The sequence below is a fragment of the Nocardia brevicatena NBRC 12119 genome (assembly GCF_000308495.1).
Classification (GTDB): Bacteria; Actinomycetota; Actinomycetes; order Mycobacteriales; family Mycobacteriaceae; genus Nocardia; species Nocardia brevicatena.
Window position 1 is genome coordinate 1 of sequence record NZ_BAFU01000237.1, and the last position, 26,038, is coordinate 26,038.

A 26,038-nucleotide genomic window follows, 5' to 3' on the forward strand; every position below is an offset into this window, starting at 1 on the left:
GATCCATGACAGGCTCACTCACCCGAAACTCCCTATGTTCAGGGGATCCGAGTGTCAAGCATCTCCGTCAGTTTTATACTCGGCATCCCTGAGGCCCGCGCCCGGCTGTCGGCTGTGGTCAATGCCGCGGCCCAGGACGGTCATGTCACCGTCATCACCGGCGGAGGCGAACCGGCCGCGGCCGTCATCCTGGTCGTCGCCGCAGGGCAGCGCCGCGACATATACGAACGGTGACGGGCCGGCAAGCCCTCAGTTCACCTGCCGCTCGCTCTCGGTCCAATAGTTGGACCGCAGTGCCTTCTTGTCCGGTTTGCCGAGCGCGCTGAGCGGGATGCCGTCGGCGAAGTCCACTGTCTTCGGGGCGTACACCGCGCCTTTGCGTTCCTTGACCAGCGCCTGCAGTTCCTCGACCGACACCGTCTGCCCGGCGCGCAGCACCACCACCGCCTTGACGGCCTCGCCCCATTTCTCGTCCGGCACACCGATCACCGCGGCCGCGCTCACCGCCGGATGCGCCGATAGCACATCCTCCACCTCGCGCGGATACACATTGAACCCGCCGGAGACGATCATGTCCTTCTTGCGATCGACGATATAGAGGAAGCCCTCCTCGTCCTGCCGGGCGATATCCCCGGTGTGCAGCCAACCGAATTCGGTGGCCTCCGCGGTCTGTTCCGGTTTGTTCAGATAGCCGTTCATCACCAGCGGCCCGCGCACACATACCTCGCCCGGCTCCCCCTGCGGCACCTCGTCGCCCTTCTCGTCGAGCAGCGCCACATTCAACCACGGCACCGGCCGGCCGCAACTGGCCAGGCGTTCCGGTTTGTTCAGATCGTGGTCGGCCTTGCGCAGCACCGAGATGGTCATCGGACTCTCGGCCTGGCCGTAGAACTGGAAGAAGATCGGACCGAACTTCCGGATCGCCTCGGCGAGACGGGTCGGGGAGATCGCGGAGGCGCCGTAGAACACCGTCTGCAGACTGGACAGATCGTATTTGTCCAGGTCGGGACTGTCGAGCAGCGCGTACAGCATGGTCGGGACCAACATGGTGGCGGTGATCTTGTACTTCTCGATCGCCTCGAGCACCTTGGTCGGCTGGAAATAGGGCAGTACCACGATCGATCCGCCCTGCTGGGCGGTGGGGTTCCAGAACGCGGCGCCGGCGTGACTGAGCGGGGTGCACACCAGGAACCGGACCTCGTCCGGCCACTCCCATTCGGTCATCTGGATCCGCAGCATCGCGGCGCTGCCCCGATAGCTCATCTCCACCCCCTTGGGCTTACCGGTGGTGCCGCCGGTGTAGGCCAGGCTCATGGTCGTGTCGGGGTCGACCACCGGCGCCTTCAGCGGGCCGGGTTCGAATCCGGACACCAGTTCGATCAGGTCGATGCCGACCTCGGTGGGTCCGAACGACAACAGGTTCCGCAGGCCCGGCACCTTCTCCCGCAACTGCGCGGCCCGCTCCTCGAACCCGGCCGGGTCGAAGATCAGCGTCTCGACACCCGCGTCCTCCAGCACATACGCGTGGTCGTCCAGGGACCCCATCGGATGCAGCGCCATGGCGCGGGCACCGGTCATATTGTTGGCGCCCTGCGCGAAGAGTACCTCCGGCCGGTTGGCCGACAGCACCGCCACCGGAGAGCCGACGCCCAGCCCCAACGACGCCAGGGCCTGCGCGAACCGGCTGATCTGATCCCGCACGTCGCGATAGGTCAGGGTGCTGTCGCCGATATGCACCGCGGTGCGCTCGCCATAACGCTCGAGCGCCTTGGCGAGCAGTTCCACCGCCAAGGGCTCACGGTGCAGCAGATCGGCGTCGTCGACGTGCGGTTCAGTGTTCATCGTCGTCCTTTCGGGCCGCGTCACGGGAACGGGCCGGCGAGTTGACCAGGCCCCGGCGGAGCCGCCGAGCGGATCGCGGGCGACGCGGCCGGGCACCACGATCCGCGATCCGAGAGCGGTCCCGGCGAAGCTCGCAAACCGCAAAAAATATAACACGTTCTACTTTGTGCATCTCGCTCTCGGCGCATCCCGTCCCGAAGCCGGCGCACCCACCGATACCGCCCCGACGCGCCGGACACCTCGGCACCATCACCGTCGCCGCCGTGCCCGACGCCACCATCGGACGACCGGTCAGCGGAAGGCGTCGATGCTGCGACGCGCCCATTCCGCGAACGGCCGCGCCGAACGACCGAGCAACCGCTCGACATCCGGACTCACCTGCCGCTCGCGGACGGTGAGCGCGCCGAGGATGTCCAGGGTGGCCTCCACGACCGGCTCGGGCATGGTGCGGATCATGTGCTCCCGCGCCTCACCGCGACTCAACTCGACGAACCGGATGGGTTCACCCAGCGCGTCCGCGAGCGCGGCCACCTGTTGCCGCGGCGAGATCGCCTCGGGGCCGGTGAGTTCGTAGGTCGCCCCCTCGTGTCCGGATTCGGTCAGCGTCACCGCCGCCACCTCGGCGATATCGGCGGGATCGATCGCCGGGAGAGCGATATCGGCGAACGGCGCGGCGATCGTGCGCTGCTCGCGGACCGCTTCCGCCCACATCAAGACATTCGAGTGAAATCCGCCCGGCCGCAATACCGTCCACGGCAGGCCGGAGCGGTGCACGGCCTGTTCGTAGCCGCTCGGATGCCGCCCGGTGCCCACCCCCTGCGACGACAGCAGGACAACCCGTTCGACTCCGTAGTCACGCGCCAGGTCCAGCACACCGGATAGGTCGCCACCCGCACCGCGGAAATCTCCGGATGTCAGGAGAAACAACGCCTTCGCACCGTCCAGCGCGGACTTCAGCCCCTCCTGCCCGGCCAGATCCGCCCGCACCCGACGCACGCCGTCGGATTCGACACCCGACGGCGCCGTCCGCGCCACCGCCGTCACCTGCTTCCCCGCCGCGACCAGAGCCTGTACCAAGGGCCGTCCGACATTTCTGGTAGCACCGGTCACCACAATCATTTGTCACTCCGTCTTCGATGTCCTAATCGGGATACGAAGACGCTACTATCCTTTAGATAGTACGTACCTAGAGGAAAGTAACGGCGAAAGACGGAAATGTGATCCAGAACACCGATGTCACCCCGGAAACCGCCTGCCCGATCGCCCCGATCGTGGACCTGATCTTCAGCCGGTGGACCACCCCCATCCTGTGGACCCTGAGCGAACACGGCCGACAACGTTTCGTCGAACTCCAGGACCGGATCGCCACCATCACACCCAAGGTGCTCACCCAGCGGTTGCGCCAACTGGAACGCGACGGACTGGTCGTGCGCAACTACCACCGCGAGGTGCCGCCGCGAGTGGAATACGAGATCACCGAACTCGGGCGCAGCCTGGCCCCCGTATTCGCCGCGGTCTCGGAGTGGGGCGCGAACCTGTCGAAGGTGGAACAGGCGCGTAGGGAGTACGACGCCGCACTGCGGGCCCCCGATACCGCACCGCGCCCGTGAGGAAGGCGACCTTGTCCTCGATCCGACCGGCCATAGGACCGCCTCGTTCGTTGCAGTGCGACTCGTACATCACCTTCACACCACCACCCACGGCGCGACGAGGGGGTGCCTCGCCCACCGATGGCTGCCCTCACGGCGCCCGCCGAGGTCCACCGAGCCGGCCACCGCGAAGCGTTGACAATAGGCAACCCGCGTCCGGTCCGTGGGAGCGCGGGTATGACCTGAATCAGGCCGGCGCCGAGCCCCCGCGCCGCACTGCCGCGGTGAAGCCATCCAGCCCTGGCCCTGTAGTTCCGGTCCGGACTCCGGATCGGGGGCCGTTTCGTGGGCCCCATCACGGCCTTCAGGGAGAAGTCGACGTGACACCCGCAGGGCCGGTGCCTGCTCGATCAGTGCTCCACGACGCTTCGGATACGGTCTAGATGTTCGGTATCGATCGCTAGCGGCATGGCCTGTCCCCTGTGGCGTGTACGGTCGCCGCGTGAGTTCACATTTGAACGTGTACCTGCTCGACATCGCCGCGACGCGGGCCGTGGTCGGGTCCGGTGATGATCAACTGCTGGAAGTGATTCGGGAAAACCTCGACAGCCACCTGACCGCCGCAGACGAACAATTCGCTCATCTGGTCGAGGCGGGCGCACCCGCGGCATACGAAGCGCTGCACGCGGTCGTTCACGGTGGCCCCTTCGGCGAGTACGCCTTCCAATACCGCCTCGCATATGAGCGCCTGTGCGAATTCACGGGATTCACCTTGGGCGGCAATACGTTCTCGCAGTTCGGCGGAGACTGGCTCGAACAGGTCGACGAGGGTCTGCAATCCCTGACCGGGACTGCGGTATCGCTGTTTTCGTTCACCTTGCCGCAGGTTCCCGTCCCTGTGGAGCAGACACCGGAAGTCGGATACGGCGAATGGTCGGCCGAACAGATAGCGCGTGCTTCGAGGCAGTTCGAGGCGACCAAGACGGCCGGTCTCGTGCAGCCCCTCGGTCCCGAGCTCCTGGAGGGCGTGGCCCAATGCCTCGCCTGGATGCGGGTCGCCGAGTCGAAGCCGGGACTCGGAATCGTCGGATTCTTTCATCTGGGCTGACGTCCGCGTCGGCCGATGGTGAACAGCAAGGTCTCTCGGTGCGGACCAAGCCCTGCCGGGACCGGCACCGGGTGGTATACGCCTCGGGAACAAGATCGCCTGGGGACGCTGTTGACCGGGAGGACCGCAGAACGGGAGAGCGAGGGCACGGTGAACAAGCCGACCGATCCGGCCTACCGCTGGAACGGCGCCGATCTGGATCTGGACGCCTACCTCGCACGGATCGGGTTCGACGGCGAACGCACGCCGACCCTGGCCACCCTGCGTCGACTGGTGTACCTGCACACCACCTCGATCCCGTTCGAGAACCTCGAGATCATCCTCGGCCGCGGTATCCCACTGGACCTCGAATCGCTCCAGGACAAGCTGATCCGGCGGCGGCGCGGCGGCTACTGTTACGAGAACGCCACCCTGTTCGCCGCCGCGCTCGAGCGGCTCGGGTTCGGTGTCACCGGCCTCGCCGGTCGGGTCACCATGGGCGCCGGCGAAGGCCTGCGTCCGGTCACCCACGCGCTGCTGCGGGTGACCACTCGCGACGACGACCGGGTCTGGCTGTGCGATGTCGGCTTCGGCCGGGGTCCGCTGGAACCGTACGAGCTGGTGTCCGGCCGCGGCGAATTCACCGTGGGCGCCTGGCGTTTCCGGCTGGAACGCACCGAAGGGGAGCTCGGCCGTCCCGTGTGGACGCTGCACCAGTTCGGCCGCGACGGCTGGATCGACCGCTACACCTTCACCGAGGAACCGCAGTACCGCATCGACTACGCGGTGGGCAACCATTTCGTGTCGACCTCGCCGCGCTCCCCGTTCACCACTCGCCTGTTCGTCCAGCGCTTCCATCCCGAGACACATCACGTGCTCGACGGCACCACGTGGACGGTCGAACATGCCGACGGTTCCTGGGAGACCCGTGAGGTGGAACCGGGCGAACTGCCCAAGGTTCTCGGCGAGGTCTTCGATATCGATCTGTCCGGCAGCGATGCCACCGCCCTGGCCGCCGCCCCCTGGACCGAACGCTGAGCGGTTGCCCGCGCCCCTAAGGCTACGGTCGACCCCACGGGACCGCTGGTCGACGCGGTCGGGAGAACGAACCGATCGGTGTCGCCGGCGAGTTAGGGTGAGCCATGGTTTCCGCTCTATCGATGCGCCCACAGCGCTGGACCCCGCCGACCGCCACCCCTCGCGCCCGCGAAACGCACAGCACGCCCCCGCTGCCCCCGGTGCGGCGGATCGAACTGCCCGCGGCGGGCCCCGAGGATGTGGTGATCACACCGGACGGGCGGCTCGTCACCGGGCTCGATGACGGTTCCCTGGTCAGCGTCGACCCCACCGACGGAGATATCCGGACCCTGGTGAATACCGGCGGCCGGCCGCTGGGCCTGCACGCCGACCCGGACGGTTCGCTGCTGGTCTGCGATTTCGCCCGCGGTCTGCTGCGACTGGACCCATCCGGGGAACTCACCGTGCTCGCCGACGAAGTGGACGGAAAACCATTGCTCTTCGCCAGCAATGTCACCCGCGCGGCGGACGGCACGATCTATCTCTCCAGTTCCTCGCGCCGGTACCCGCTGGACAAGTACATGGGTGACCTCCTGGAGCATTCGGGCACCGGCAGTTTGCTGCGACTGGACGCGTCGGGAACCGTGCGGACCCTGGTCGACGGCCTGTATTTCGCCAACGGCGTCGCCATCTCCCCCGACGGTTCGGCCGTCGTGGTCGCCGAAACGGGCGCCTACCGCGTCACCCGCTACTGGCTCACCGGACCGCGCGCGGGGACGACCGACCTCCTCGCCGAGAACCTGCCCGGATTCCCGGACAATATCGCCGTGGGCAGTGACGGCCTGTTGTGGATCACCCTGCCCGGTCCGCGCAACCCCATGATGGACACGTTGTTCCCACTGCCCGGCTTCCTGCGCCGGCTGGTCTGGGCGCTGCCCGAACGCCTGCAGCCGGCACCGCCCCGGACGGTGTGGGTGCTCGCGGTCGATTTCGAGGGCACTCTCGTCCACGACCTACAGGTGGAAGGCGACGATTTCGCCATGGTCACCGGCGTGGCCGAACGTGACGGCACGCTCTATCTGGGCAGTCTCAGCGAATCCGCACTAGCGGTGACGTATATCCCTCGGTAGTCGCCTCCCGCGCGGGAGCGTGAACCGCCCGCGCGGAGCGACCATGTGGTACACGCCCGCTACATCGTGGACGTGCTGTTGTTCGACTACGTGCTGGGCATCGTCCCCGCCCTGCTGATCGGGGCCCGCTCTCGGATCGCCACGGCCGCCGCCGGCTCATGCGCCCCGCCCCGCCATCGCCGCGGCCGGCGTTCCTGTGGAATGGTCACCGCGGCGGCCGCCTCGGCCGTGCCGGATCAGTGGCCGACCGTCGCCACCACGCTCATACCGGGCGCCGCCGGTTACGGTATCGGCCTGGTGGCCGGCCTACAGGAAATAGAACGCGTCGCCCGCCCCGACGACCTCACCGGCCTCACGGCCGTCTCTACTCGGTCGGCTATCTGGGTTTCGGCACCCCCGCCCTGCCGGCCTTCATCCACGAGACGACCGGGGTCGGCCATCCGGCGATGCCGGCCGCCGGCGCGCTCGTAGCACTGGGCTGCCCGACGCTGGTGCTGCGCAACTACCACGCTCCCACTCGATAGGGTCCGAGAATGCGCCATCCGCCCACAGTGGCACCGCCGACCGATGGAACAGCCTCTGCCGTGGCTTCGCCGTCATATCGGACCGCTGTACCGGGAACGGCCCGCGAAGTCCCGGCACTGTGCGCACTCCTGCATCACGGGGTGACAGCATTCCAGAACATGATCCAGGAAATCGGCCGCCTGTCCCAGCTCGATCTGTCTGGTGCGCAATGCCCGCACCTGCCGCTCGACCACCGCCTGACGCTCCTCCCGGGAGCCACGCAGCAGGAGCGCGAGATCGGCCAGGCCCAACCCCGCGCTTCGGCACCTGAGACCCGCCGCGATCTCATCCACCTGTTGCGGACTGTACCGACGTGCCCCGGTCGCCGACCGGTACGGGGTGATCACCCCTTCCGCCTCCCAGTGGCGCAGCAGATGGGTCGATACCCCGAGCCGCTCCGCGACCTCACCGATCCTCAGCAGCCCGTCCACCACCGCTCTCCTCCTTTGACTTCGTGTCGACTCTAATCCCTAGCGTCGGCCGCATGACGGTTCACGAACTCCACTGCGGCACGCTCACCCCGCCCGGAGGTGCCGCGGTCTGGGGCACACCCCACTTCACCTGCCGATGCCTGCTGGTCGAGCAGGGCGGCTCACTCCTCGCCGTCGATACCGGGATCGGCATCGGGGATATCGAGCACCCCGGGCAACGCCTGGGGCACGACTGGATCGCGCAGGTCAACCCGCTGCTGGACCCGGCGGAAACCCTCGTCGCACAGGTCACCGCGCTCGGGCGGGACCCACGCGAGATCACCGACGTGGTGCTGACCCACCACCATCGCGACCGCGTGGGCGGCCTTTCCGATATGCCGTGGGTCCGAGTGCACGCCACACCCGACTGCCGCCGCGCGGTCGTCGACGCCGACTCCCGGAGCCGCCCTGCCCAGTGGGCACACGGCGTCGTCTGGGCCGAGGCGCCCTGTCCCGCCGCGCCGTGGCGGGGCGGGGCTTCGCCACCTACCTGCTCCCCGGTCTACCGGCGACGATCCGGCTGGTCGAACTCCCGGGCCATGCGCCCGGCCACGCCGGGGTTCTGGTGGAGGGGGCCGGTCGAGCCGGCACGGACCTGCTCCATATCGGAGACGCCCTCCACCACCACGGCCAACTGACAGGCACCGCACCACCGGCCGTGGAAGCCTTCGCCGCGCAGACTCAGCATCATGCCGTCACGAGGGTCGAGACGCAGCAGCGGCTGCGGAACCTGACCGGTGTCCAGCCGATGACCTCCCACGATCCCGCGATGTGACCGCGGCCGGCCGCGCGTGCCCGACTCACCGGCCGATTCGACTGCTCAGTCGTTGAAGCGGAACGCGTCGCGCAGCCACGGTGCCCGACGGTGGTGGGGACGGCTGCGGTCCGCCCAGAGGGGGTTGGATTCGTCACGCCGGTACACCGCGAGCCGTCCCGCCATCGAGAAGCGCAGGTGGGTGGCCTTGCCGACCACCTCGCCGTCGGTGGCGAGCGCTTCGGCCTCGGGCAGGTGCACGAATAGTTCGGGTAGTTGGCGCTCGCCGTAAACCCTGCTGTGGCCGATGGCGGCCAGCAGCAGCGCGAGGACGGCGCGGATGCGCGACCAGCGCAGATCGGCGCGCAGCCAGCGGACATCGAGAAGGCCGGAATCGAGACGGTCGCGGAAGGCGGGTACGGCGCCGTGCGGGTGATAGGGGCCGTTGCCGACGAACAGGAACCACACCCGCTGCCAGCGGCCGTCCAAGTAGATCTCGATCGGTTCGGCCCGGTGCAGGGTGACCACGAGTGCCGCGGCGAAGGCGGGCCATTTGCCCCACCGCGTCTGCCATTTCTCGCGCAGCTGCACCAGATCCGGGTAGGACCCGAGGCTGGCGGTGTTGATCAGGTACCGGGTGCGCGTATCGGTCTCGTCGCCGTATTCGACACTGGCGATATCGACCGCGACGGCCTCGCCGACACCGGTGGCGTCGATCACCTCGCGCAGGTCGTAGACACCCAGGTCCCGGGCGAAATGGTTGAGCGTGCCGGTGGGGATGACAACCAACGGCAACCGGCGGCGCAGCGCGACCGCGGCCACGGACGCCACCGTGCCGTCGCCACCCGCGACACCGACCGCCAGGACCGGCCGGTCGTGTTCGTCAATGGCTTGTTCGAGTTGTTCGGCGCAGTCGAGGTCGGGTCGGGTGCGCAGCACGGTGGCGGCGGGCAGGGCCTCGCTGATGTCATCGGTGGGGTCGTAGTTCGGATCGCCGGAAACCGGGTTCACCATCACCACAAGCCCTTTGCCCTCCGCCAGGACCGGCACCTCGGGGACCGGACAGGCCTGCGCCTCGTCCGATTCCCGCACCGGCCACCAGCGCCGGGTGGCCAGGGCGACGCCGGAGCCGACGGCCGCGCCGACGAGTACATCCGAGCCCCAGTGCACGCCGGTGTGCACCCGGGAGTAGGCCACGGCGGCCGCGAGCGGGGCGACGGCCAGCGCAGTGCGCGGACTTTCCATCGCCACCGCCGTAGCGAAGGCGGCCGCGGTGGCGCTGTGCCCCGACGGGAAGGACGACGATCTCGGGACCGGGCTCAGTCGTCGATGCGTGGGCATCAACTCGGCGGCGGGTCGACGCCGCGCGAACACGGTTTTCAGTCCGACATTGGCCACGAGGCTGGCCCCGGCCACGGAGGCGACACCGCGCAGCGCGGCCCGCCGGGGCGCTCCCTGGCGGGTGGCGAGCAGCGCCGCGCAGACCAGCCACAGAACACTGTGGTCGGCACTGCTGGTGAGCCGCAGCAGGCCCCGATCGACTCGCGAGGCGGGCAACTCCGCGACCACCTCGCCGATCGCTCGATCGAATCGTCCGACCCTGTGGAACCTTCGGCGCGCCCAGCTACTCACCCGCCCGACCCTACCGACCCCTTCGGCACGCCCGCGAGCCGAAGGGGCGCAGGAGATTCGCGGACCGGGCCCGGGAAGCCGTCGGGCCGGCTACACGGTGGTCTGCCGCTTCGGCAGCTTCCACCCCGGCCGGGGGAAGTGGCAGGTGTATCCGTCCGGGTAGCGCTGCAGATAATTCTGGTGCTCGGACTCGGCTTCCCAGAACTCACTCGCCGGAGTCACCTCGGTGACAACTTTGCCCGGCCACAGGCCCGACTCCTCGATATCGACGATGGTGCTCAGCGCGGTCCGCTTCTGCTCGTCGTCGAGATAGAAGATCGCCGAGCGGTAGCTGGTGCCGATGTCGTTTCCCTGGCGGTCCTTCGTCGTCGGGTCGTGGATCTGGAAGAAGAACTCCAGCAGCGTCCGGTAGTCCGTCCGCTCCGGGTCATAGACGATCTCCACGGCCTCCGCATGGCCCGGATGGTTGCGGTAGGTGGGGTGATCGTTGCGCCCACCGGTGTAGCCGACCCTCGTCGACAGGACCCCCGGCTGTTTGCGGATCAGATCCTGCATACCCCAGAAGCATCCGCCGGCCAGGATGGCCTTCCGCGTTTCGGTCACGCTTCCTCCTTCGTCCGCCTCATTATCGACCCCCCGTACAACCCGCGCTCCGGCTCGGAAAATCCCGCCCCGAGAACCGTCGACCGCTACCCTGACGAGTCACCGGAACCGGCGATCGGACCGTCGACACGAACGGGTTCATACCGCTCGGCACCGCGCCTCGTCGCCGGCCACTCGACCGTTCACCAGGGGCCGTCCGGGCCGGCATCGGACGCATGCCGGTCGAGAGGGGCGGCCCTGTCGTTTCGTGGCCGGAGCGCGTCGACGATGAGATCGAGGAGGCGGCCGCTCTGGTCCGGATCGCTACCGGCCGCCGTGGAGAGGAATCGGGGTCACCGCCGCCCAGATCGGCCTCGCCTGGCTCCTCCACCACGCCCCGAACACGCTCCTCATCCCCGGCACCGCCGACGCCGGCCATCTCGAAGCGAATATCGCCGTGGGCGCTATTCGGCTCGACGAGCCGACGCTCGCCGCGCTCGACCGTATCCCGTCGCGCTCGGCCGACCCACCGCTGGGCTGACTCGCCGTCGCGACACAGTCCCGAGTGCGATATCCGCCGATCGGCCGCACACCGCGCCTACCGCGCGGGTACGAGGCCGCCGACCCCGGTGCGCCCCTCCGGGGTGCCGACCAGTTCGACGGTCACCCCGGAACGGACGTGCTCGCCGAATACGGAGACGATCGCGTCGGTGACGCCCGCGACCAGGCGGGCCACGATGTCCTGCGCGTCCGGACGCTCGAACGCCGCCTCCCTGATGCCGAATGTCACGCTCGGCGACGGCGCCTGCGCGGGCCGGCCGCCGATACCCCACCGGCCTACGGGCAGTCCGATCAACCGCACCTCGACGATCTCCCGCGCCCACTCGCCGTAGACCCCGACGACCGCCTCGGTCAATGCCTCGATCAGCTCGACCTCCCGGCCGACGAGATCGCTTTCCAGGACATGCACTGTCAGATGCGGCATACCGCCTCCTCTAGGATGTATTTGACAACAAATAATCTTTGCAATAAAAGGTAATTGGGAGGTCGTCGAGTGTCAACACCCAACCCCACGGACGACGCCGTCCGAGAACTACTGCTGCTGATGCCGCGCTTGATCGGCCGAGCCAAACGCACGCCACCGCCGGAGCGGCTGCGCTCCTTCGACCTGGCCCCGAGACATCTGTCCCTGCTGTCCCTACTGCTTCTCGACGGTCCGCAGACCGTCTCCCAACTGGCCGAGAAACTCGACGTCGCGCCCACCACGGTGAGCCTGATCGTGAGCGACCTGAGCCGCAAAGGAGTGCTGATCCGCCACGAAGACGAGGCCGACCGCCGCCGACGCATCATCGATATCGCCCCCGCAAGCCGACCGGCCATCTCCCAGTGGCTCTCCCCCGGCGCCCGCGCCTGGCGTCACGCCCTCACCCCATTGACTCCCGCGCAGCGGCGCACGGTCGTCGACACCCTGCTCGCCTACGAGGCCGCCTTCACCGCCGGATACGAACAGGCATCGACAGAGTGAACTCCCATGGCCCGGCGACCTTCCCATTCCGCGCGGACGTGTTCGTCCGGCAACAGGTCGGCGACGATCCACCGACACGTCACAAGTTCTCCGTCACCGCCCAATTCTCGGGAAACGAGCGGCGTAGCCGATCCAATGCTTCGGCGGTGCGGGCCCGGGCCCCCAGGCAATCCGCCGGGTCCACACGCAACAAGACGTCCTGTCCGGCGAACCAGCGGATACCGGAGTCGTCGGCGAACACATGGCATTCCGGTATGGGCAACCTCGAGTACATCCGCTCTACTCGAGCGAGATCATCCGCACTCAACGGTTCGCTGATATGCACTGCCGAATACAGCGATTCCGACAACACCATCTCGACACAGGCCAACAAAAACCGGTCGAGCCATGCGCCCCACTGCTCCGGATCATCACCCGACAGGCGTATCGCCACCCGAGGATCGGGTTCGTAAGGGTCGGCCATCGACACACCCCACTCCCAGACACCCTGGTTCTCCACCCGGAACACCAGCATCTCCCCGGTCTCGTCCAGGTCGAGGTGGGCAGGAGAGAGTAAAAAGTCCTGGTTGCCCGTCAGATCCTCCCTGCGTCCGAACAACCTGTACGCCTTACGCATCGCGGACGGAAGCCGCACACCGAGATTCTCCTCGGCCGCCACGAGGTCGGCCTCGCTCCACCCGTCCGCGTCCGCCAACGGCGATATCCAGTGCGCCGCGAAGCCCGCGATGAACCGCCAGACCCCGGCGCGGTCGGCTACACCGTGGACGAATTCCGCACCCACGTCAAAACCGGTCGACACGCCACGGAACCCTACGATCTCCCCACCGGGGGGAATCATCCGGAAGACGGCGGAACCGCCGACCTCGGTCCTACCGAGGAAACGGCGGTGACCGGCCGCGTTATCGGATTACAGTTCGGCGACCAGGCCCGCCGCCGCGGCGATCGCGGCGGCCTCGTGATCGAGGAGAACGTCTCCGCCTTGCGTCGTGACGATCGGCGTGTACGGGTCGTCCACGAATTCTTCGCCGAGCAGCTCACGGAGCACCGCGAGTCCGCAGAACGGAACGTAGTGCGGGCTGTAGCCGCCTTCCTGCACGAAGGCGATCCGGCCCGCGCAGGTTTCAGCGGCGATGTCGAGCATCCGCCGAGTCAAGTGCCGGAAGCCGCCGCTGGTGACCATCTGCCGGGCCAGCGGGTCGAGAATGCTCGCGTCGAAGCCGCACGCCACGATGATCAGCTCGGGCGCGAAGGCACGCAGCGCCGGTTCGACAACCCGGTCGAGCGCATGGAGATACGCCGCGTCACCGCTGCCCGGCGGCAGCGGAACATTGATCGCGTATCCGTATCCGTCCCCTGCCCCGCGCTCCTCGAGGTATCCGGAATTCGGCGGGAAACACAGGTGCTGGTGGATCGAGATGGTCAGCACCGACCGATCCTCGTACCAGATGTCCTGGGTGCCATTGCCGTGGTGAACATCCCAGTCGACGACGGCGACGCGCTGGACGCCGAGCACGTCCTTCGCGTAGGCGGCGGCGATGGAGACATTGTTGAAGACGCAGAAGCCCATTCCGGTCGCGCGGGTCGCGTGATGTCCCGGCGGGTTGACCAGTGCGTAACCATTGTCGATCGTTCCCGCCAGCACCTGCTCGACAAGCGCGATCGCGCCGCCCGCCGAAAGCGCGGCGATCTCGTACCCTCCCTTTCCGAACGACGAGACACCATCGCCGGCATCCCCGCCTTTCGGCTGCAGACTCTCGGCCTTGATCCGCTCCAGATGCTGCGCGGTATGCACCCGTAATATATCGGCCTCCTTCGCGGGCACCGCTTCGATCGAATGCAACTTGTCGAGTAGGCCGGACACCGACACCAATTCATGGAACCGCCGTTTGGTGTCGGGATGCGCGAGGTGATGTCCGATGGGTTGGAGACCGACCGTAACGTCGGACGGGAACAGGCTTCCACTGCCGGTGTCAACCCATCCATAGAGGGTGTTCCACACGTAACCAGTCGTCATGGCGAACTCCTAAACAATGGGTGGACAGATATGCCCACCTGCATTCGACCCCGACTCGGCGGGTTCTCGAGCCCATTACAGGAACAGTGGCCACCTGCCGCAACCGGAAGGCTTATCGCCTGGGCAATGCCGGCAACCGCGCTCGAGGGTGTCGGGGTAGCGGCCGAGCGCTGAGAGGACGAGCTGTCGCGGTTCCCGACGACAACGGACGCGGTCATGTGGACACCCGGCAGTGGTGTCCGGCGCAGGTGTTCACTCGCAGTACCGAGCGGAACGACCGGCACCGCCGTGGTCTCGGAGCCATGGCGCTTATCAACGTCATATACTCGCTTGCCTTCGCCTACGGGCCGGGGGACGCTCGGGTTATGGCCAAACCGTATCGAGCAGGATGGGGTGTGCGGGCGTCCAATGCGTGGATGCGGACCGTGCTACGCGCCGGCTTACCGATGTGGTCGTTCCGCGTTCTCGGCGTGCCCGGGCGGCGCACCGGCCGCACGATCGAGACACCGCTGGCAGTGTTCGAGCAAGACGGCCGGCGATACCTGGTGGCGTCCTACGGAACGGTGAACTGGGTGCGCAACCTGCGTGCGGCGGACGGGAAGGTGACACTGCGTCACGGCAGGCACGTCGAGACCGTGACGGCCGTGGAGTTGCCCACCGAGCACGCGGCGTGGGTGTTCCGGGCGGCGCTGGTATCGGGGCCGCCACGTGTTCCGAAACCCATCGTGGCACTGTATCGGCGGTTCTTCGTGCTGCCGTATCTGGATGTGGGACCGGATTCGTCGCCCCGGCAATTCCTCGTCAATGCCCGCACCCATCCGGTTTTCGAAATCATATCGGCGTGACCCCGGCCGGGTCGCCGCGGAAACACCGACCGTGAGGTGTCGTGTCGGTCCACGCACCGGCTCAACACGCCGATACCCTGACTGTGGGCCACGGTCTCGACTCGGAGCCATCGCCCGTGTCCATCGCACTCGCTTCCTACCTCACTCATGAGGGGCAGGTGCCGGACCGGCACGGGCGTGGCCGCATGAGGTTCCGACAGCGTGCCGGCGGGCGGAGACAGGACCGGCGCGACGAGTTCCTACAGCGGTATATCGACCACCGCACGTCCAGGAGACGATCATGACGCAGGCAAGCAAGATCGATTTCAGCGATGTGCGGTGGGGGTCGGTGGAGTGGACGAACCTGGGCACACTGTATCTGCGTGCCTGCGAAAGCCGTTCACCGCAGCCGGTCCTCGGCGATGACGCGGCAGCCGAGGCGGTGAACCGGATCGACTACGACTGGGCGCGGATGCACCGCTATATGCGGCCGGGAGCGAACCAGTGGCTGGTTGCGCTACGGGCCACGCAGCTGGACACATGGAGCTCGGACTTTCTCGGCCGCCACCCGAACGCCGTCGTGCTGCATCTCGGGTGCGGAATGGACACCCGGGCATTCAGGCTGCATCCGCCGCCCGACGTGCGATGGTTCGACGTGGACCGACCGAACGTCATCGGGTTGCGGCGCAAGCTGTACAACGAGCGTGACGTCTACCGAATGATCGGCTCGTCGGTGACGGACGCGGACTGGCCGGCCGAAATTCCAACCGACCGACCCACATTGATCGTCGCCGAAGGCCTGCTCATGTATCTCCACGAGCCCGAGGTACGCACGCTGCTCCATCGTCTGACAGATCGCTTCGCCGGCGGAGAACTCCTCTTCGACACGCTGTCGCCGATAGGTCCGCGCCTGTCGAAGGTGTTCAGCAAGGGTATCGTCACATGGGGCGTCCACGACGCCCGCGAGTTGGAGCGCTGGAATCCGCGGCTGCGCGTGCTCGAACAGACCTCCGCACTGGCGGGCTACGAGCGGATCCCCTCTTCGCTGCCGCGGCTACTGTACCGGCTGATATACGCGACGCCGATCAGGCAGTACGACGTGCTGAACCGCTTCGCGTTCTGAGTTACGTAGCGGTCTCCTCGGCATCCGGAGCGGCTTCGCCCCGGGGCCGCATGGGCGGTTGCCCGGACCGCAAAAGCGATACCGGCGGTGTAACCGCTGGGCAGGCCGCACCGTTCCACCCGGTTTACCCCCGATCCGGTGCGATATTCGGTTGCCGGAGTATCCGTATCCGGGATGCCGGACATCCGCCGCCGCGATCGAGTGTCGGGGTTGTCGAAGCAATGGTCGCGGCGCGAGCCGCTCACCGCTGAATGGAGGGAATGTCCGGCCGACAGGCAACTCGGATTGTTCGATTATTTCCGGCCGGCGGTAATACGGTCGTCGATGGGCAGGTCGACGGCGTGGATGCCACCCACCCGGCCTGGTCTCGGATGGCTCGATTCATCGATTTTTTCGGGTATGGACTCGAGCGCCGCCGGAAAATCTATACAGGAATATCCGCAGGCGGTGCGTTGTCGTGACACAACCGACAAGATCAATGACAATGCTGCCCATGACCGTGGCGGCCGACAACGAGTTGGGTGATCGGCGAGGGAACAGGGACGACAACGCGGTGCCGCGAAAGTTCTTCCGACCCGATATCGAAGGGCTGAGAGCGGTTGCAGTGGTGGCCGTCGTCCTTTTTCACGCGGGCATGCCCGGTGTGTGCGGCGGATTCGTCGGCGTAGACGTATTTTTCGTCATTTCCGGCTTTCTCGTCACCGGAATCCTTTATCGACAAACGGCTGCCACCGGCACTATCGGGCCGGCCCGGTTCTACGGCGCGCGCGCCCGCCGGCTTCTACCCGCGGCGGGTGTCGTCCTCGTCGCCACCGCGATCGCCGCCGCCGTGCTGCTGCCGCCCCTGCAGGCCCGCCGGGTACTCGGCGACGGGATCGCCGGCGCACTATACGTCGGGAACTATCGATTCGCGCTGCACGGTACCGACTACCTTGCCGGCGATGCGCTCCCGTCACCGTTTCAACACTTCTGGTCGCTCGGCGTGGAGGAGCAGTTCTATCTGCTGTGGCCTGTGTTGATCGCCGCGACGGCCTGGTCCGTACGACGTCGCCGAACCTGGTCGGCGGCACCGCTGCCGTATCTGGTCGTTCTCGCGGTTGTCGCCGTATTGTCCTTCGTAACCTCGCTGAGCTGGACCGGAACGCTGCCGTCGTGGGCGTTCTTCTCGCTACCCACCCGGGCCTGGGAGTTGGCCGCCGGGGGCATGGTCGCGTTGTCGGCGGCGGCGTGGTCCCGGCTGCCGAAAATTCCGGCCGCTCTTGCCGGCTGGGCCGGGTTGCTGCTGATCATCGCCGCTTGCGCTCGGTTCGACGAGCACACACAATATCCGGGAACCGCCGCACTGCTGCCCGTGGCAGGGACCGTATTGGTGATCATATCCGGCTGCACCGCTCCACCGTTCGGTGTCGGCCGCGGGCTGGCACTCGGTCCGATGCAGGCAATCGGCCGCGGGTCCTACTCATGGTATCTGTGGCACTGGCCGGTTCTACTGCTCGCGCCCCGGGTGGTCGGCCACCCGCTGGGGGCGGGTGGCTCGCTGGGCGCGATCATGGTGGCGGGCGGGCTCGCCATGCTCACGCTGCGGCTGGTCGAGAATCCGATCCGTTTCGCCGTCCGCTTGCGCGACTCGACCGCGCGCAGCCTCGCCTGTGGCGGTGCGATCACCGCGATCGCCGGTGGCGTGGCGCTCGCACTGCTCGTGCTCGTGCCGGTCCCGGCCGGCCGTGGGGCCCCGGCCCCGACCCTCGCCCTCGCCGCACCCGCCGCGCCGGTCGCACCCGCTACCGATCCCGCCGAGGAGGCAGTCCGGCAGCAGGTCGCACAAGCTCAGGCCGCCATTGCCGCATCTACCGCCATCCGCGCTGTCCCTTCGAATCTCACCCCCTCGCTCGCCGACGCGGCCGGGAGCAAGGCGGACGTGTTCGTGAACGGCTGTGTACGGTCCTGGCGCGAGGTGGGACAGGCCGAGTGCGCCTCCGGCGTTCCGGACTCGGCTACCACGGTGGCCCTGGTCGGAGATTCCCATGCCGCGATGTGGTCTCCGGCGTTCGAGCGGATCGCCGCAGCGCGCCACTGGCGGCTGGAGACCATGGCCAAGGTCACCTGTCCACTGATGGACCTGCCCATTACCAGCCCTTATCTGGGCCGGGAGTACACCGAATGCGAGCAGTGGCGCGGCCAGATCACGGCCCGGCTGCAGGCCGAGCGCCCGCGGTTGATCGTGGTGAGCATGTCCCGGCGATATGGTGCCGACTTCGGCTTCGTCTCCTATGACCCGGCCTGGATCGACAGCCTGCGCCGCCTGGTCGCCCAGTTGCGAACGACCGGTGCGGCCGTGCTCGTGCTGGGCTCGATCCCCGACCCGCACACCAATGTCCCGATATGCCTGTCCGACCATCTCGACGATCCCGCGGCCTGCACCCCGGCACGACCGGATGCGCTGAACGACGCGGGTATCGCGGCCGAGCAGGCGGCGACCACTGCCGGTGGCGGACAGTACGCCGACCTGACTTCGCTGTTCTGCGCCCCCGCCGGCTGCCCCTTCGTCATCGGGGACAACCTGGTCTTCCGCGACGACAATCATCTCACCGTCGGTTACGCCGAAACACTCGCGCCGATCATCGGCACACTCACCGACCGCGCACTGGCCCGTAGCTGATCCGGGCGTGGCCGCGAAACGCCACGCCCTGTCGATAGCCTTGGCCGATGACCGATCCGAAAGCAATCCCAGAATCCGGCCACAGCATGGCCGGTTGGCCACGATTTCGAGATTCCGCCCTGGCTACTGGCCGGCGTGGGATCTCTTGCCCACCGCAGTAGTCCACGGCGGTGGGGTTCTGACTGTCCGCGACGTCCGGTTCTGATGATCGGTTCGAGACCGCGTGTCCGGCTGGGATCTCCTGGCGCGCAGGGCCGGCCGGTTAGATGCCGGGTGGGTTTCCTGGGGTGAGGTGGCGGCTGAACCCGTCGAGCATGGCGGTGAGGCCGATATCGAAGTGGTCGGTGCCGGCGGCTGCGTCCGCGGCTGCGGCGAGCGGGGTGTAGTCAGGGGAACCGGGTGCCGGTTTACCGCTGCGCCCGGTCACCGCTGTCGCCCAGCCCATCACGTGCCCGATCGTGTACTCGCGTAAGCAGCGGGTGAGCTGCAGGGCAACCGCCGGGGTGAATCCGGCCTCGCGCAGCCGGTTGATCATTCGGTCACCGATCTCGATCGCGGCGGGGTCGCGGACCGGGCGAGTGGCGAATACCGGCACCGCGTGCGGGTGGCGCTGCAGGGTGACGTGCAGCCGATCGGCGTAGCCGCACATCAGCTCCCGCCAATCGGACTGCCAGGCAAGGCTGTCGAGGTCCATCTCGGCCGACAGCAGGACCGTGACCGCGTCGAACAGGTCCTGCTGATCGGCGACGTGCCGGTAGGCGGCCATCGGATCGGCACCGAGCGCGGCGGCCAGCTTGCGCATCGAGAATCCGTCGAGGCCGGCCTCGTCGATCACCGACAAGGCCACTGCCGCAATGTAATCGCGGTTCAGGGTGGTCCGCACTGTGCGCTGCGGTGTCTTTTTGGCGGTCATGAGGTCAACTCCGTGAACGTTTCCAGCAGTCGCTGTGCGAATTCGGCGGGCCGGGTCCGATAGGCAGTGTGCCCGCCGGGAAATTCGACACATGTGGTGCCGAGATGCGCGGTAAGTGCTTCGGTGGCAACGAAGTACGGGCGTCCGGTGCTGTCGCTGCCGACGGCGGGCCGCCATCGCACCGGGGACGTTCGCAGTGTGGTGAGGTCGGGCCGGTAGTCGAAGCAGAAGCCGGGCAGTTCCCGCCGCAGCAGCAGGTCGGTATTGCCGAGCATCCGTGTCATCGGTGACGGTGGCCGCCCAGTGATCCGGCGCACGGTCGGCGCGACCGCCAGCGCCGCGGTGCTGCCCGCGGCCAGCATCGCCTGTCCGGCCTGTGACCGTAGCAGCGCGGGCAGGTGAGGCGCGGTCATCACCCCGAATGCGGCGAACGCACGCATCGGTCCCTTGTCGACGGCCGGCTGATGTATACGCGTAATTTCCTGCCGCGCAGGACTATCCGCTGTCAACAGCTGCACCAGCGGTGGTTCGTGCGCGATTGCCGCCCGCACCCGCGCACCATGCTGCGCGATCAACTCCAGGGTGATGATCGCCCCGCCATTGTTGCCGAACACCAATGCTCGGTCGATGCCGTAGGTATCCAGGATCGCCACGACATCGGCAGCCTGTGTCCCGATACCGATATCGGTATCCGGTTCGGTGAATGCGCTGCGGGAGTTGCTCCGCCGATCGAACGTGATCACCGTGTAGCGATCGGCCAGCAACCCCACCACCTGCTCGTACATCGCCGCGTCGCCACCGCCCCCGGGCACCAGCACCAATACCGGGCCCGACCCGGCCACCTCCGTATACAACCGGACACCGGTCGACTCGACCATCAGCACCGTCCGCTCTGCTGCCACTGGCACCTCCATAGCACTCGCCTACAACGTAGACTACATCTACAACGTAGATCCAGACGATTTCACCCACGGCTCCGCGATAGCGGTCTTCCATGACGTTCCCGAGAAGCCGCCGGCCAGGATGACGGCAGTGGCCACGACGGTGACCGCCGAGCCGAAGCACCCGGGCCACCGCGCCGAGCCCACCGACCACGCGCCGGGTGGACCATCGAACTGCACCCGGCGCGCGAGCACCGGTTACGGTCCTCGTCGATGCCGATCACACCCCGCCAGGCCGGTGACACTCCCCGGTTCCAGGCGGTGTTGACCGGCATCGGAGCGCCGCATCGAGCAATGTCCCCGACTTCCCCGCCTACTACGAGGCAGATCCCAGCGGTCTGTCGATTCCTGCGACCGGTATCGGCGCAGATCTTTCACCATTTGGATATACCGGCGAGTAACAAAGGCTCCTACACTCGACTGTGATCGTCGTCACGTCCGAGGAGGACACCATGACCACTGCCGGAAAAGTCGACGTCACCGAGGAGCAGTCCCGCCGGCTGGTCGAGGAATCTCGCGAGACCACCTGGACCAAACCCTCCTTTGCCAAGGAGTTGTTCCTCGGCCACTACCGGGTGGACCTGATCCACCCGTTTCCGCGCCCCAGCGCGGACGACACCGCCAAGACCGACGCGTATCTGTCCCGACTGCGGGCCTACTGCGAGACCGTCGACGGTAGCGTGATCGAGGCGCAGGGCCGTATTCCGGAGGAGTATGTGCGCGGCCTCGCCCAACTCGGCTGCTTCGGTCTGAAGATCCCCGAGGAATACGGCGGCCAGGGCCTTTCCCAGGTCGGCTACAACAAAGCGCTGATGCTGGTCGCCTCGGCGCACCCCAGTTTGGGCGTGCTGTTGTCCGCGCACCAGTCGATCGGCGTACCCGAACCGCTGAAGTTGGCGGGCACGCCGGAGCAGAAGAGCAGGTTCCTGCCACGCTGCGCGAGCGGCGCGGTGAGCGCCTTCCTGCTCACCGAACCCGATGTCGGCTCCGATCCGGCCCGTATCGCCAGCACCGCGACCCCCACAGCCGACGGCGAAGCCTACGAACTCAACGGCGTCAAGCTGTGGACCACCAACGGCGTGGTCGCGGAACTGCTGGTGGTGATGGCACGGGTGCCGAAGAGCGAGGGCCACCGCGGCGGTATCTCCGCCTTCGTGGTCGAAGCCGACAGCCCGGGCATCACCGTGGAACGGCGCAATTCCTTCATGGGCTTGCGCGGTATCGAGAACGGCGTTACCCGCATGGACAAGGTCCGGGTGCCCAAAGAGAACCTGGTCGGCCGAGAAGGCGACGGGCTGAAGATCGCCCTCACCACGCTCAACGCGGGCCGGCTCGCGATTCCGGCGATGTGCACCGGAGCGGCCAAGTGGTCGCTGAAGATCGCACGCGAATGGTGTGCCGTCCGCGTGCAGTGGGGGCGGCCGATCGGCGAACATGCCGCGGTGGGCGCCAAAGTGTCCTATATCGCCGCGACGACCTATGCCTTGGAGGCGGTACTCGACCTCTCGGCGACCATGTGCGACGAGAAACGCAACGACATCCGCATCGAGGCGGCGCTCGCCAAGTTGTGGTCCTCGGAGATGGCCTGCCGGATCGCCGACGAACTCGTGCAGATCCGTGGCGGCCGCGGATACGAGACGGCGGAGTCGCTGCGAGCACGGGGGGAACGCGCGGTCGGCGCCGAACAGTTGGTCCGCGATCTGCGGATCAACCGGATCTTCGAGGGGTCCAGTGAGATCATGCGGCTGCTCATCGCCCGTGAGATGGCCGATGCGCATATGGCCGCCGCCGGGGCACTGGTCGACCGGAACGCGGAGTTCAAGGAGAAAGCGAAGGCGGCGGTGGGCGCCGGCGGCTTCTACGCCAAATGGTTCCCGCAGCTGACCGTCGGCCCGGGCACGGCACCGACCGCGTTCGGCGATTTCGGGCCACTGGCACGGCATATGCGGTTCGTCGAACGGATGGCGCGCAAGCAGGCCCGCGCGCTGATGTACGGTATGGCGCGCTGGCAGGCGAAACTCGAGTACCGACAGGTGTTCCTGGGTCGCATCGTCGATATCGCCGCGGAGCTGTTCGCGATGTCGGCGGCCTGTGTACGGGCGCAGGCCGAGCGCGTCGACGGCACCGCGGAAGGGACGGCCGCCGAGGAACTGGCCGATGTGTTCTGCCGACAGGCGCGTATCCGCGTGCGGCAGTTGTTCGACTCACTGTGGGACAACACCGACGACGAGGACGTGCGCTTGGCCCGCAAGGTGCTCGACGGCCATTACCGGCGACTGGAGGAGGGCATAATCGACCCGAGCGAGGGCACCGGTCCGTGGATCGCCGAATGGCAGACGGGTCCGTCCACCGAGGAGAATCTGCTGCGGCCGTGGTTGCGGGTGCAGGCACTTCGGTAATCGATCGCGACAACGGCCCCAAGGGTCGGGGATATCGAACCCGGCCACGACAATGCCGTCCTGCTTTCGCCCACATCCCACCGGGAGACCACGTGCCACCCGCCGGAACGGGTGGTACGGGTCTGGACGCGAGGCACCACCGTGATCGCGGCCGGGCCGATTTCGAGGCGGCGCTGTGACCTCCTGGCGGAATTCCGCCGCTTCCACCTGCCCGCGCGACTGCCGACCGTCGACCGGTTCGGCACCCTACTCGGCTGCTACCTGCTCATGCCGTATCCGACCGGTCCGACCGGCCGCACGGCATTCCTCGCCGATCGCTTCGGAACCGGACGGGCCAGGCCACCTATTCCGACCCCATCTGGCCTATCAGGCGTGTCCGCCCCGGGTCGAGCCAACCGGCCACCGCGCCCCAATCGGCGGCGGTCATTCGTACAGAAACGCGTTCCTCCCATCCGATACACCCCGCGTGCAGCAGTCGATGCCGATCGATGTCCGATTGCAATGCCTTGCCACACCGCGAGCAATTCAACTCAACCATCACTCGTCTCCGGGTTCACGTCGTTGTGACCGCACTCGGCGCCGTTGCCGAGTGGCGCGGGATTGCCTCCCGCACCCGAGACGAGCGAATCAACTGTCGGATGATGCGGAATCCGACTCTGTTCGAGATATTCCCTTCCGGTCGGCACTGTCCGTTGGGGAGCACCTCTGCCATGGGGGATTACCGGCCGGGGGCCGGAGGCGGCCGGACGATGTGTCCACAGCCATGACCACGTTGTGGTCATGCCCACACCCGTTCTTCGGCGTCCAGCCGCCGCGGCGGGAAAAGCTTCCCCCAGAATTCGTGTCGGACCGCATCCCACAGTCTTGCCAGCTCCGGATGGAGTTCTCGCGCTTGCACGAGATCCGGGTAGCTTCCGGGACCGAAGCAGACCACCGAAGAGGCATCGGATGCGTTCTCCACGGCGACTATGGCGATCAAATGATGCCGAAGCAGACACCACGTCGCGCAGAGCCCGTCGGCTTCCGTTCGGCACATGTCATCCATCGTCGATGCACCCTCGTCGTACGACCATCTCGTCCATTCGGTAACCACAGTCGACCGGGTGCGCTCGGTTGCGCACCGTTATTCCGGCCGGCAACCCGCCCCGGTGATGGACGCACCACCCGAGGCGATCGCCAGGACGAGGCAGGTTCTCGAGCATGGGACCTTCTTTCTCCGATCGTGACTCCCTCTGGAGGTGTCCGAAGGGCCATCCGACGTTTAACTTAAAAAATCAGAGTTCATATTTCAATGCTTTATTGTGAGTCCATATCGAGCTCCCGTCAACCCGCCCACCGCAAGGGCAGTCAACCGGCAGGCTCGACAGCCGAGGACGGTGCACCTATGACCTCATAGTTCATATTTCAAGTGTTCTTGGCTTAGAATCGATGCACCCACCGGCCACCCGAGGAGTCGTGTTGTCCCAGCAAGAAAGCGCCGGCTTGACCGCGCTCGGCGCCGTGCTGTCACCGCTCGAAGGCAGTGGCCCCAAAACCGAGGCCGTGGTCCAGCGGTTGTCCGCCGCGATCAGCCTCGGGGTGATGGTCGACGGCCAACAGTTGCCGAGTGAGACCGATCTCGCCGGCCAGTTGGGCGTGTCGACGATGACTCTGCGAGAAGCGTTGGCCGTACTCCGACAGCAAGGCATCGTGCACACCAAGCGCGGACGTGGTGGCGGCAGCTTCATCTGCGCTTCGGCGGAGGTCCTAGAGCACACCTCACTGGCACGGTTACACCAGATGAGCCTCCCGGAGTTGCGCGACCTGGGAGACGAGCAGTTCGCGATCACCGGAGCGGTCGCCGTATTCGCCGCGCGCCGCGGCTTGCGGTCCGATATAGTCCGGCTCCGCACCTTGGCCGACCGGTTGAAGGTCAGCACCGAACCGGTCTCGGCCCGCCGGGCCGACAGTCGCTTCTATATCGAGATGGCGGTGTGCGCGCAGTCCACCAGGCTGACGCGTGCCCAGGTCGGTCTGCAGGCCGAGCTCTCCGCACTGTTCTGGCTGCCACGACTGGAACTCGATCCGGCAGCAGAGGCGACCGCCCATTACGACCTGGTGAACGCCATCGAACGGGAAGACGATACCCGGGCGCGAGAACTGGCAGAATCGCATAGTGAATCCCGTATCCGTCGACTCATCGCCCTACGCTTGGAGCTCAGTGACCGATGAGGGACACCGATAACTCTTCCACCCCGAAAACCATCGAGTCGCTCGCTTCCGCCGTCACAGAGCTGACCGACAAGGTCTACCTGTCACTGACAACCATCGGGACCGCGCTGACAACCCTGTGGGGCGACCTCACCGAGGAGCCACGGCACGCTCCCCGGTCGACCGACCTGGCACCCTTGCGCGAGACCATTGCCGACGAGTTCGAGCGGCGTGGAAGACTGTTCGACGGGGCAGGTGTCGCGATGGCCGACGGCATACTCGCGGACCATCCCCGGTACCTGGAATGGTGGCTCCCCGACCCGACACGCGGACCGCGACACCTGGTGCTGGAAATGAACCCCCGGAGTGAATACTTCTATGACTACACCGCAATGGACTGGTATGTGATCCCACGCGACCAGGGACGGCGGTGGGTGCACGGGCCGTACATTGATTTCGCGTGCACCGATCAGTACGTTTGCACCTTCGCGGTCCCGGTCAGGACCACACCGGGAGACTTCCTGGGAATCGCCGGCGCCGACGTGCCGGTCGGCGCGATCGAGGCGGTATTGCTTCCGCGATTCCGGGCGTCGCATTCGACCATTGTGCTGGTCAACGACGAGGGCCGTGTCATCCTGGCAACCGATCCCCGGTTCCCACCCGGATCCAAGACGGGTCGGATGAACCGGCCTACCGCCGAAGTACCGATCGACGCCGTGCCTTGGTTCTTACAGCAACTGGGGACCGCGACACCCTACTGAGGCCACCCACGTACCCCGCGCT

At 67.0% G+C, this 26,038-nt stretch carries 26 protein-coding genes; 15 read left to right on the top strand and 11 right to left on the bottom strand.

All coding sequences use genetic code 11. The annotated features are described in order from the left end of the window. Positions 1-51: 51 nt before the first annotated feature. On the top strand, positions 52-234 hold the full coding sequence (locus ON20_RS35160) for a type II toxin-antitoxin system prevent-host-death family antitoxin (protein WP_157229093.1): 183 nt from the start codon (positions 52-54) through the stop codon (positions 232-234). A gap of 15 nt (positions 235-249) precedes the next feature. Here the strand turns inward: ON20_RS35160 and ON20_RS28295 are convergent, their stop codons facing one another. Together ON20_RS28295 and ON20_RS28300 are read right to left on the bottom strand one after the other, a co-directional pair. Beyond that, positions 250-1,842: an AMP-binding protein gene (locus ON20_RS28295; protein ID WP_040840663.1), complete on the bottom strand. Its 1,593-nt coding sequence runs from the start codon at positions 1,840-1,842 to the stop codon at positions 250-252. Between the two features lie 291 nt (positions 1,843-2,133). Further along, positions 2,134-2,961 carry an NAD(P)H-binding protein gene (locus tag ON20_RS28300; protein WP_040840664.1) on the bottom strand — a complete coding sequence of 276 codons (828 nt, stop codon included), beginning with the start codon at positions 2,959-2,961 and terminating at the stop codon, positions 2,134-2,136. Positions 2,962-3,059: 98 nt separating this feature from the next. Here ON20_RS28300 and ON20_RS28305 point away from each other — a divergent pair, with 98 nt between their 5' ends. The 5 genes from ON20_RS28305 to ON20_RS41155 all read left to right on the top strand — a co-directional run bounded on the left by ON20_RS28305 (position 3,060) and on the right by ON20_RS41155 (position 7,136). Then, positions 3,060-3,452, top strand: a complete 393-nt coding sequence (locus tag ON20_RS28305) for a winged helix-turn-helix transcriptional regulator (protein WP_051163553.1) — start codon at positions 3,060-3,062, stop codon at positions 3,450-3,452. A 481-nt stretch (positions 3,453-3,933) separates the two neighbouring features. Then, on the top strand, positions 3,934-4,539 hold the full coding sequence (locus ON20_RS28310) for a DUF7691 family protein (RefSeq protein WP_040840700.1): 606 nt from the start codon (positions 3,934-3,936) through the stop codon (positions 4,537-4,539). A gap of 150 nt (positions 4,540-4,689) precedes the next feature. Beyond that, complete coding sequence (locus ON20_RS28315) at positions 4,690-5,556, top strand: arylamine N-acetyltransferase family protein (RefSeq protein WP_040840665.1); 867 nt, start codon at positions 4,690-4,692, stop codon at positions 5,554-5,556. Positions 5,557-5,660: 104 nt separating this feature from the next. Further along, positions 5,661-6,665 carry an SMP-30/gluconolactonase/LRE family protein gene (locus ON20_RS28320; protein ID WP_083865394.1) on the top strand — a complete coding sequence of 335 codons (1,005 nt, stop codon included), beginning with the start codon at positions 5,661-5,663 and terminating at the stop codon, positions 6,663-6,665. Between the two features lie 45 nt (positions 6,666-6,710). Continuing rightward, positions 6,711-7,136 (top strand): hypothetical protein, encoded by a 426-nt coding sequence (locus ON20_RS41155; protein ID WP_040840666.1) that lies wholly within the window; start codon positions 6,711-6,713, stop codon positions 7,134-7,136. A 125-nt stretch (positions 7,137-7,261) separates the two neighbouring features. On the opposite strand, the gene ON20_RS28330 is transcribed toward ON20_RS41155, so the two are convergent. Further along, on the bottom strand, positions 7,262-7,663 hold the full coding sequence (locus tag ON20_RS28330; RefSeq protein WP_051163555.1) for a MerR family transcriptional regulator: 402 nt from the start codon (positions 7,661-7,663) through the stop codon (positions 7,262-7,264). 50 nt (positions 7,664-7,713) lie between these two features. Between ON20_RS28330 and ON20_RS35165 the strand changes: the two genes are divergently transcribed. Then, the gene (locus ON20_RS35165) at positions 7,714-8,337 is read left to right on the top strand and encodes an MBL fold metallo-hydrolase (RefSeq protein ID WP_083865395.1); all 624 of its coding nucleotides are present in this window, start codon (positions 7,714-7,716) and stop codon (positions 8,335-8,337) included. A gap of 182 nt (positions 8,338-8,519) precedes the next feature. Here the strand turns inward: ON20_RS35165 and ON20_RS28340 are convergent, their stop codons facing one another. Then, positions 8,520-10,085 carry a bifunctional phosphatase PAP2/diacylglycerol kinase family protein gene (locus tag ON20_RS28340; RefSeq protein WP_083865397.1) on the bottom strand — a complete coding sequence of 522 codons (1,566 nt, stop codon included), beginning with the start codon at positions 10,083-10,085 and terminating at the stop codon, positions 8,520-8,522. Between the two features lie 90 nt (positions 10,086-10,175). Beyond that, entirely contained in the window at positions 10,176-10,688 is a 513-nt protein-coding gene (gene msrA, locus ON20_RS28345) for a peptide-methionine (S)-S-oxide reductase MsrA (RefSeq protein WP_040840668.1), read from the bottom strand. Between the two features lie 346 nt (positions 10,689-11,034). On the opposite strand from msrA, the gene ON20_RS35170 reads away from it, so the two are divergent. Beyond that, entirely contained in the window at positions 11,035-11,208 is a 174-nt protein-coding gene (locus tag ON20_RS35170; protein ID WP_245547546.1) for a hypothetical protein, read from the top strand. 57 nt (positions 11,209-11,265) lie between these two features. Here the strand turns inward: ON20_RS35170 and ON20_RS28350 are convergent, their stop codons facing one another. Further along, positions 11,266-11,652, bottom strand: coding sequence for a tautomerase family protein (locus ON20_RS28350; RefSeq protein ID WP_040840670.1), 387 nt, complete (start codon positions 11,650-11,652; stop codon positions 11,266-11,268). Between the two features lie 69 nt (positions 11,653-11,721). On the opposite strand from ON20_RS28350, the gene ON20_RS28355 reads away from it, so the two are divergent. Further along, positions 11,722-12,192: a MarR family winged helix-turn-helix transcriptional regulator gene (locus ON20_RS28355; RefSeq protein ID WP_040840672.1), complete on the top strand. Its 471-nt coding sequence runs from the start codon at positions 11,722-11,724 to the stop codon at positions 12,190-12,192. Between the two features lie 79 nt (positions 12,193-12,271). On the opposite strand, the gene ON20_RS28360 is transcribed toward ON20_RS28355, so the two are convergent. Then, the gene (locus ON20_RS28360; protein ID WP_040840674.1) at positions 12,272-12,991 is read right to left on the bottom strand and encodes an SMI1/KNR4 family protein; all 720 of its coding nucleotides are present in this window, start codon (positions 12,989-12,991) and stop codon (positions 12,272-12,274) included. A 108-nt stretch (positions 12,992-13,099) separates the two neighbouring features. Further along, positions 13,100-14,206: a class II histone deacetylase gene (locus ON20_RS28365; RefSeq protein WP_040840676.1), complete on the bottom strand. Its 1,107-nt coding sequence runs from the start codon at positions 14,204-14,206 to the stop codon at positions 13,100-13,102. Between the two features lie 365 nt (positions 14,207-14,571). On the opposite strand from ON20_RS28365, the gene ON20_RS28370 reads away from it, so the two are divergent. The 3 genes from ON20_RS28370 (at position 14,572) to ON20_RS28380 (ending at position 18,812) form a co-directional block, all read left to right on the top strand. Next, positions 14,572-15,051, top strand: a complete 480-nt coding sequence (locus ON20_RS28370) for a nitroreductase/quinone reductase family protein (protein WP_040840709.1) — start codon at positions 14,572-14,574, stop codon at positions 15,049-15,051. A gap of 280 nt (positions 15,052-15,331) precedes the next feature. Further along, positions 15,332-16,153: a class I SAM-dependent methyltransferase gene (locus ON20_RS28375; protein WP_040840678.1), complete on the top strand. Its 822-nt coding sequence runs from the start codon at positions 15,332-15,334 to the stop codon at positions 16,151-16,153. Positions 16,154-16,646: 493 nt separating this feature from the next. Next, positions 16,647-18,812 (top strand): acyltransferase family protein, encoded by a 2,166-nt coding sequence (locus tag ON20_RS28380; RefSeq protein ID WP_245547543.1) that lies wholly within the window; start codon positions 16,647-16,649, stop codon positions 18,810-18,812. Between the two features lie 262 nt (positions 18,813-19,074). On the opposite strand, the gene ON20_RS33590 is transcribed toward ON20_RS28380, so the two are convergent. Both ON20_RS33590 and ON20_RS33595 read right to left on the bottom strand, forming a co-directional pair. After that, positions 19,075-19,725 (bottom strand): TetR/AcrR family transcriptional regulator, encoded by a 651-nt coding sequence (locus ON20_RS33590; RefSeq protein ID WP_051163564.1) that lies wholly within the window; start codon positions 19,723-19,725, stop codon positions 19,075-19,077. Next, entirely contained in the window at positions 19,722-20,627 is a 906-nt protein-coding gene (locus ON20_RS33595; protein WP_218002673.1) for an alpha/beta fold hydrolase, read from the bottom strand. Before ON20_RS33595 ends, ON20_RS33590 begins: the two co-directional genes overlap by 4 nt. 491 nt (positions 20,628-21,118) lie before the next feature. Here ON20_RS33595 and ON20_RS28400 point away from each other — a divergent pair, with 491 nt between their 5' ends. Continuing rightward, positions 21,119-23,065: an acyl-CoA dehydrogenase family protein gene (locus ON20_RS28400; RefSeq protein WP_040840715.1), complete on the top strand. Its 1,947-nt coding sequence runs from the start codon at positions 21,119-21,121 to the stop codon at positions 23,063-23,065. A gap of 778 nt (positions 23,066-23,843) precedes the next feature. Here ON20_RS28400 and ON20_RS28405 read toward each other — a convergent pair. Continuing rightward, the gene (locus tag ON20_RS28405) at positions 23,844-24,101 is read right to left on the bottom strand and encodes a hypothetical protein (protein ID WP_157229094.1); all 258 of its coding nucleotides are present in this window, start codon (positions 24,099-24,101) and stop codon (positions 23,844-23,846) included. 422 nt (positions 24,102-24,523) lie between these two features. Here ON20_RS28405 and ON20_RS28410 point away from each other — a divergent pair, with 422 nt between their 5' ends. After that, positions 24,524-25,276 (top strand): FadR/GntR family transcriptional regulator, encoded by a 753-nt coding sequence (locus ON20_RS28410; protein ID WP_218002674.1) that lies wholly within the window; start codon positions 24,524-24,526, stop codon positions 25,274-25,276. Next, a complete protein-coding gene (locus ON20_RS33600) occupies positions 25,273-26,016 on the top strand; it encodes a cache domain-containing protein (RefSeq protein WP_051163566.1) in 744 nt (247 codons plus the stop codon). Before ON20_RS28410 ends, ON20_RS33600 begins: the two co-directional genes overlap by 4 nt. Positions 26,017-26,038: the final 22 nt, after the last annotated feature.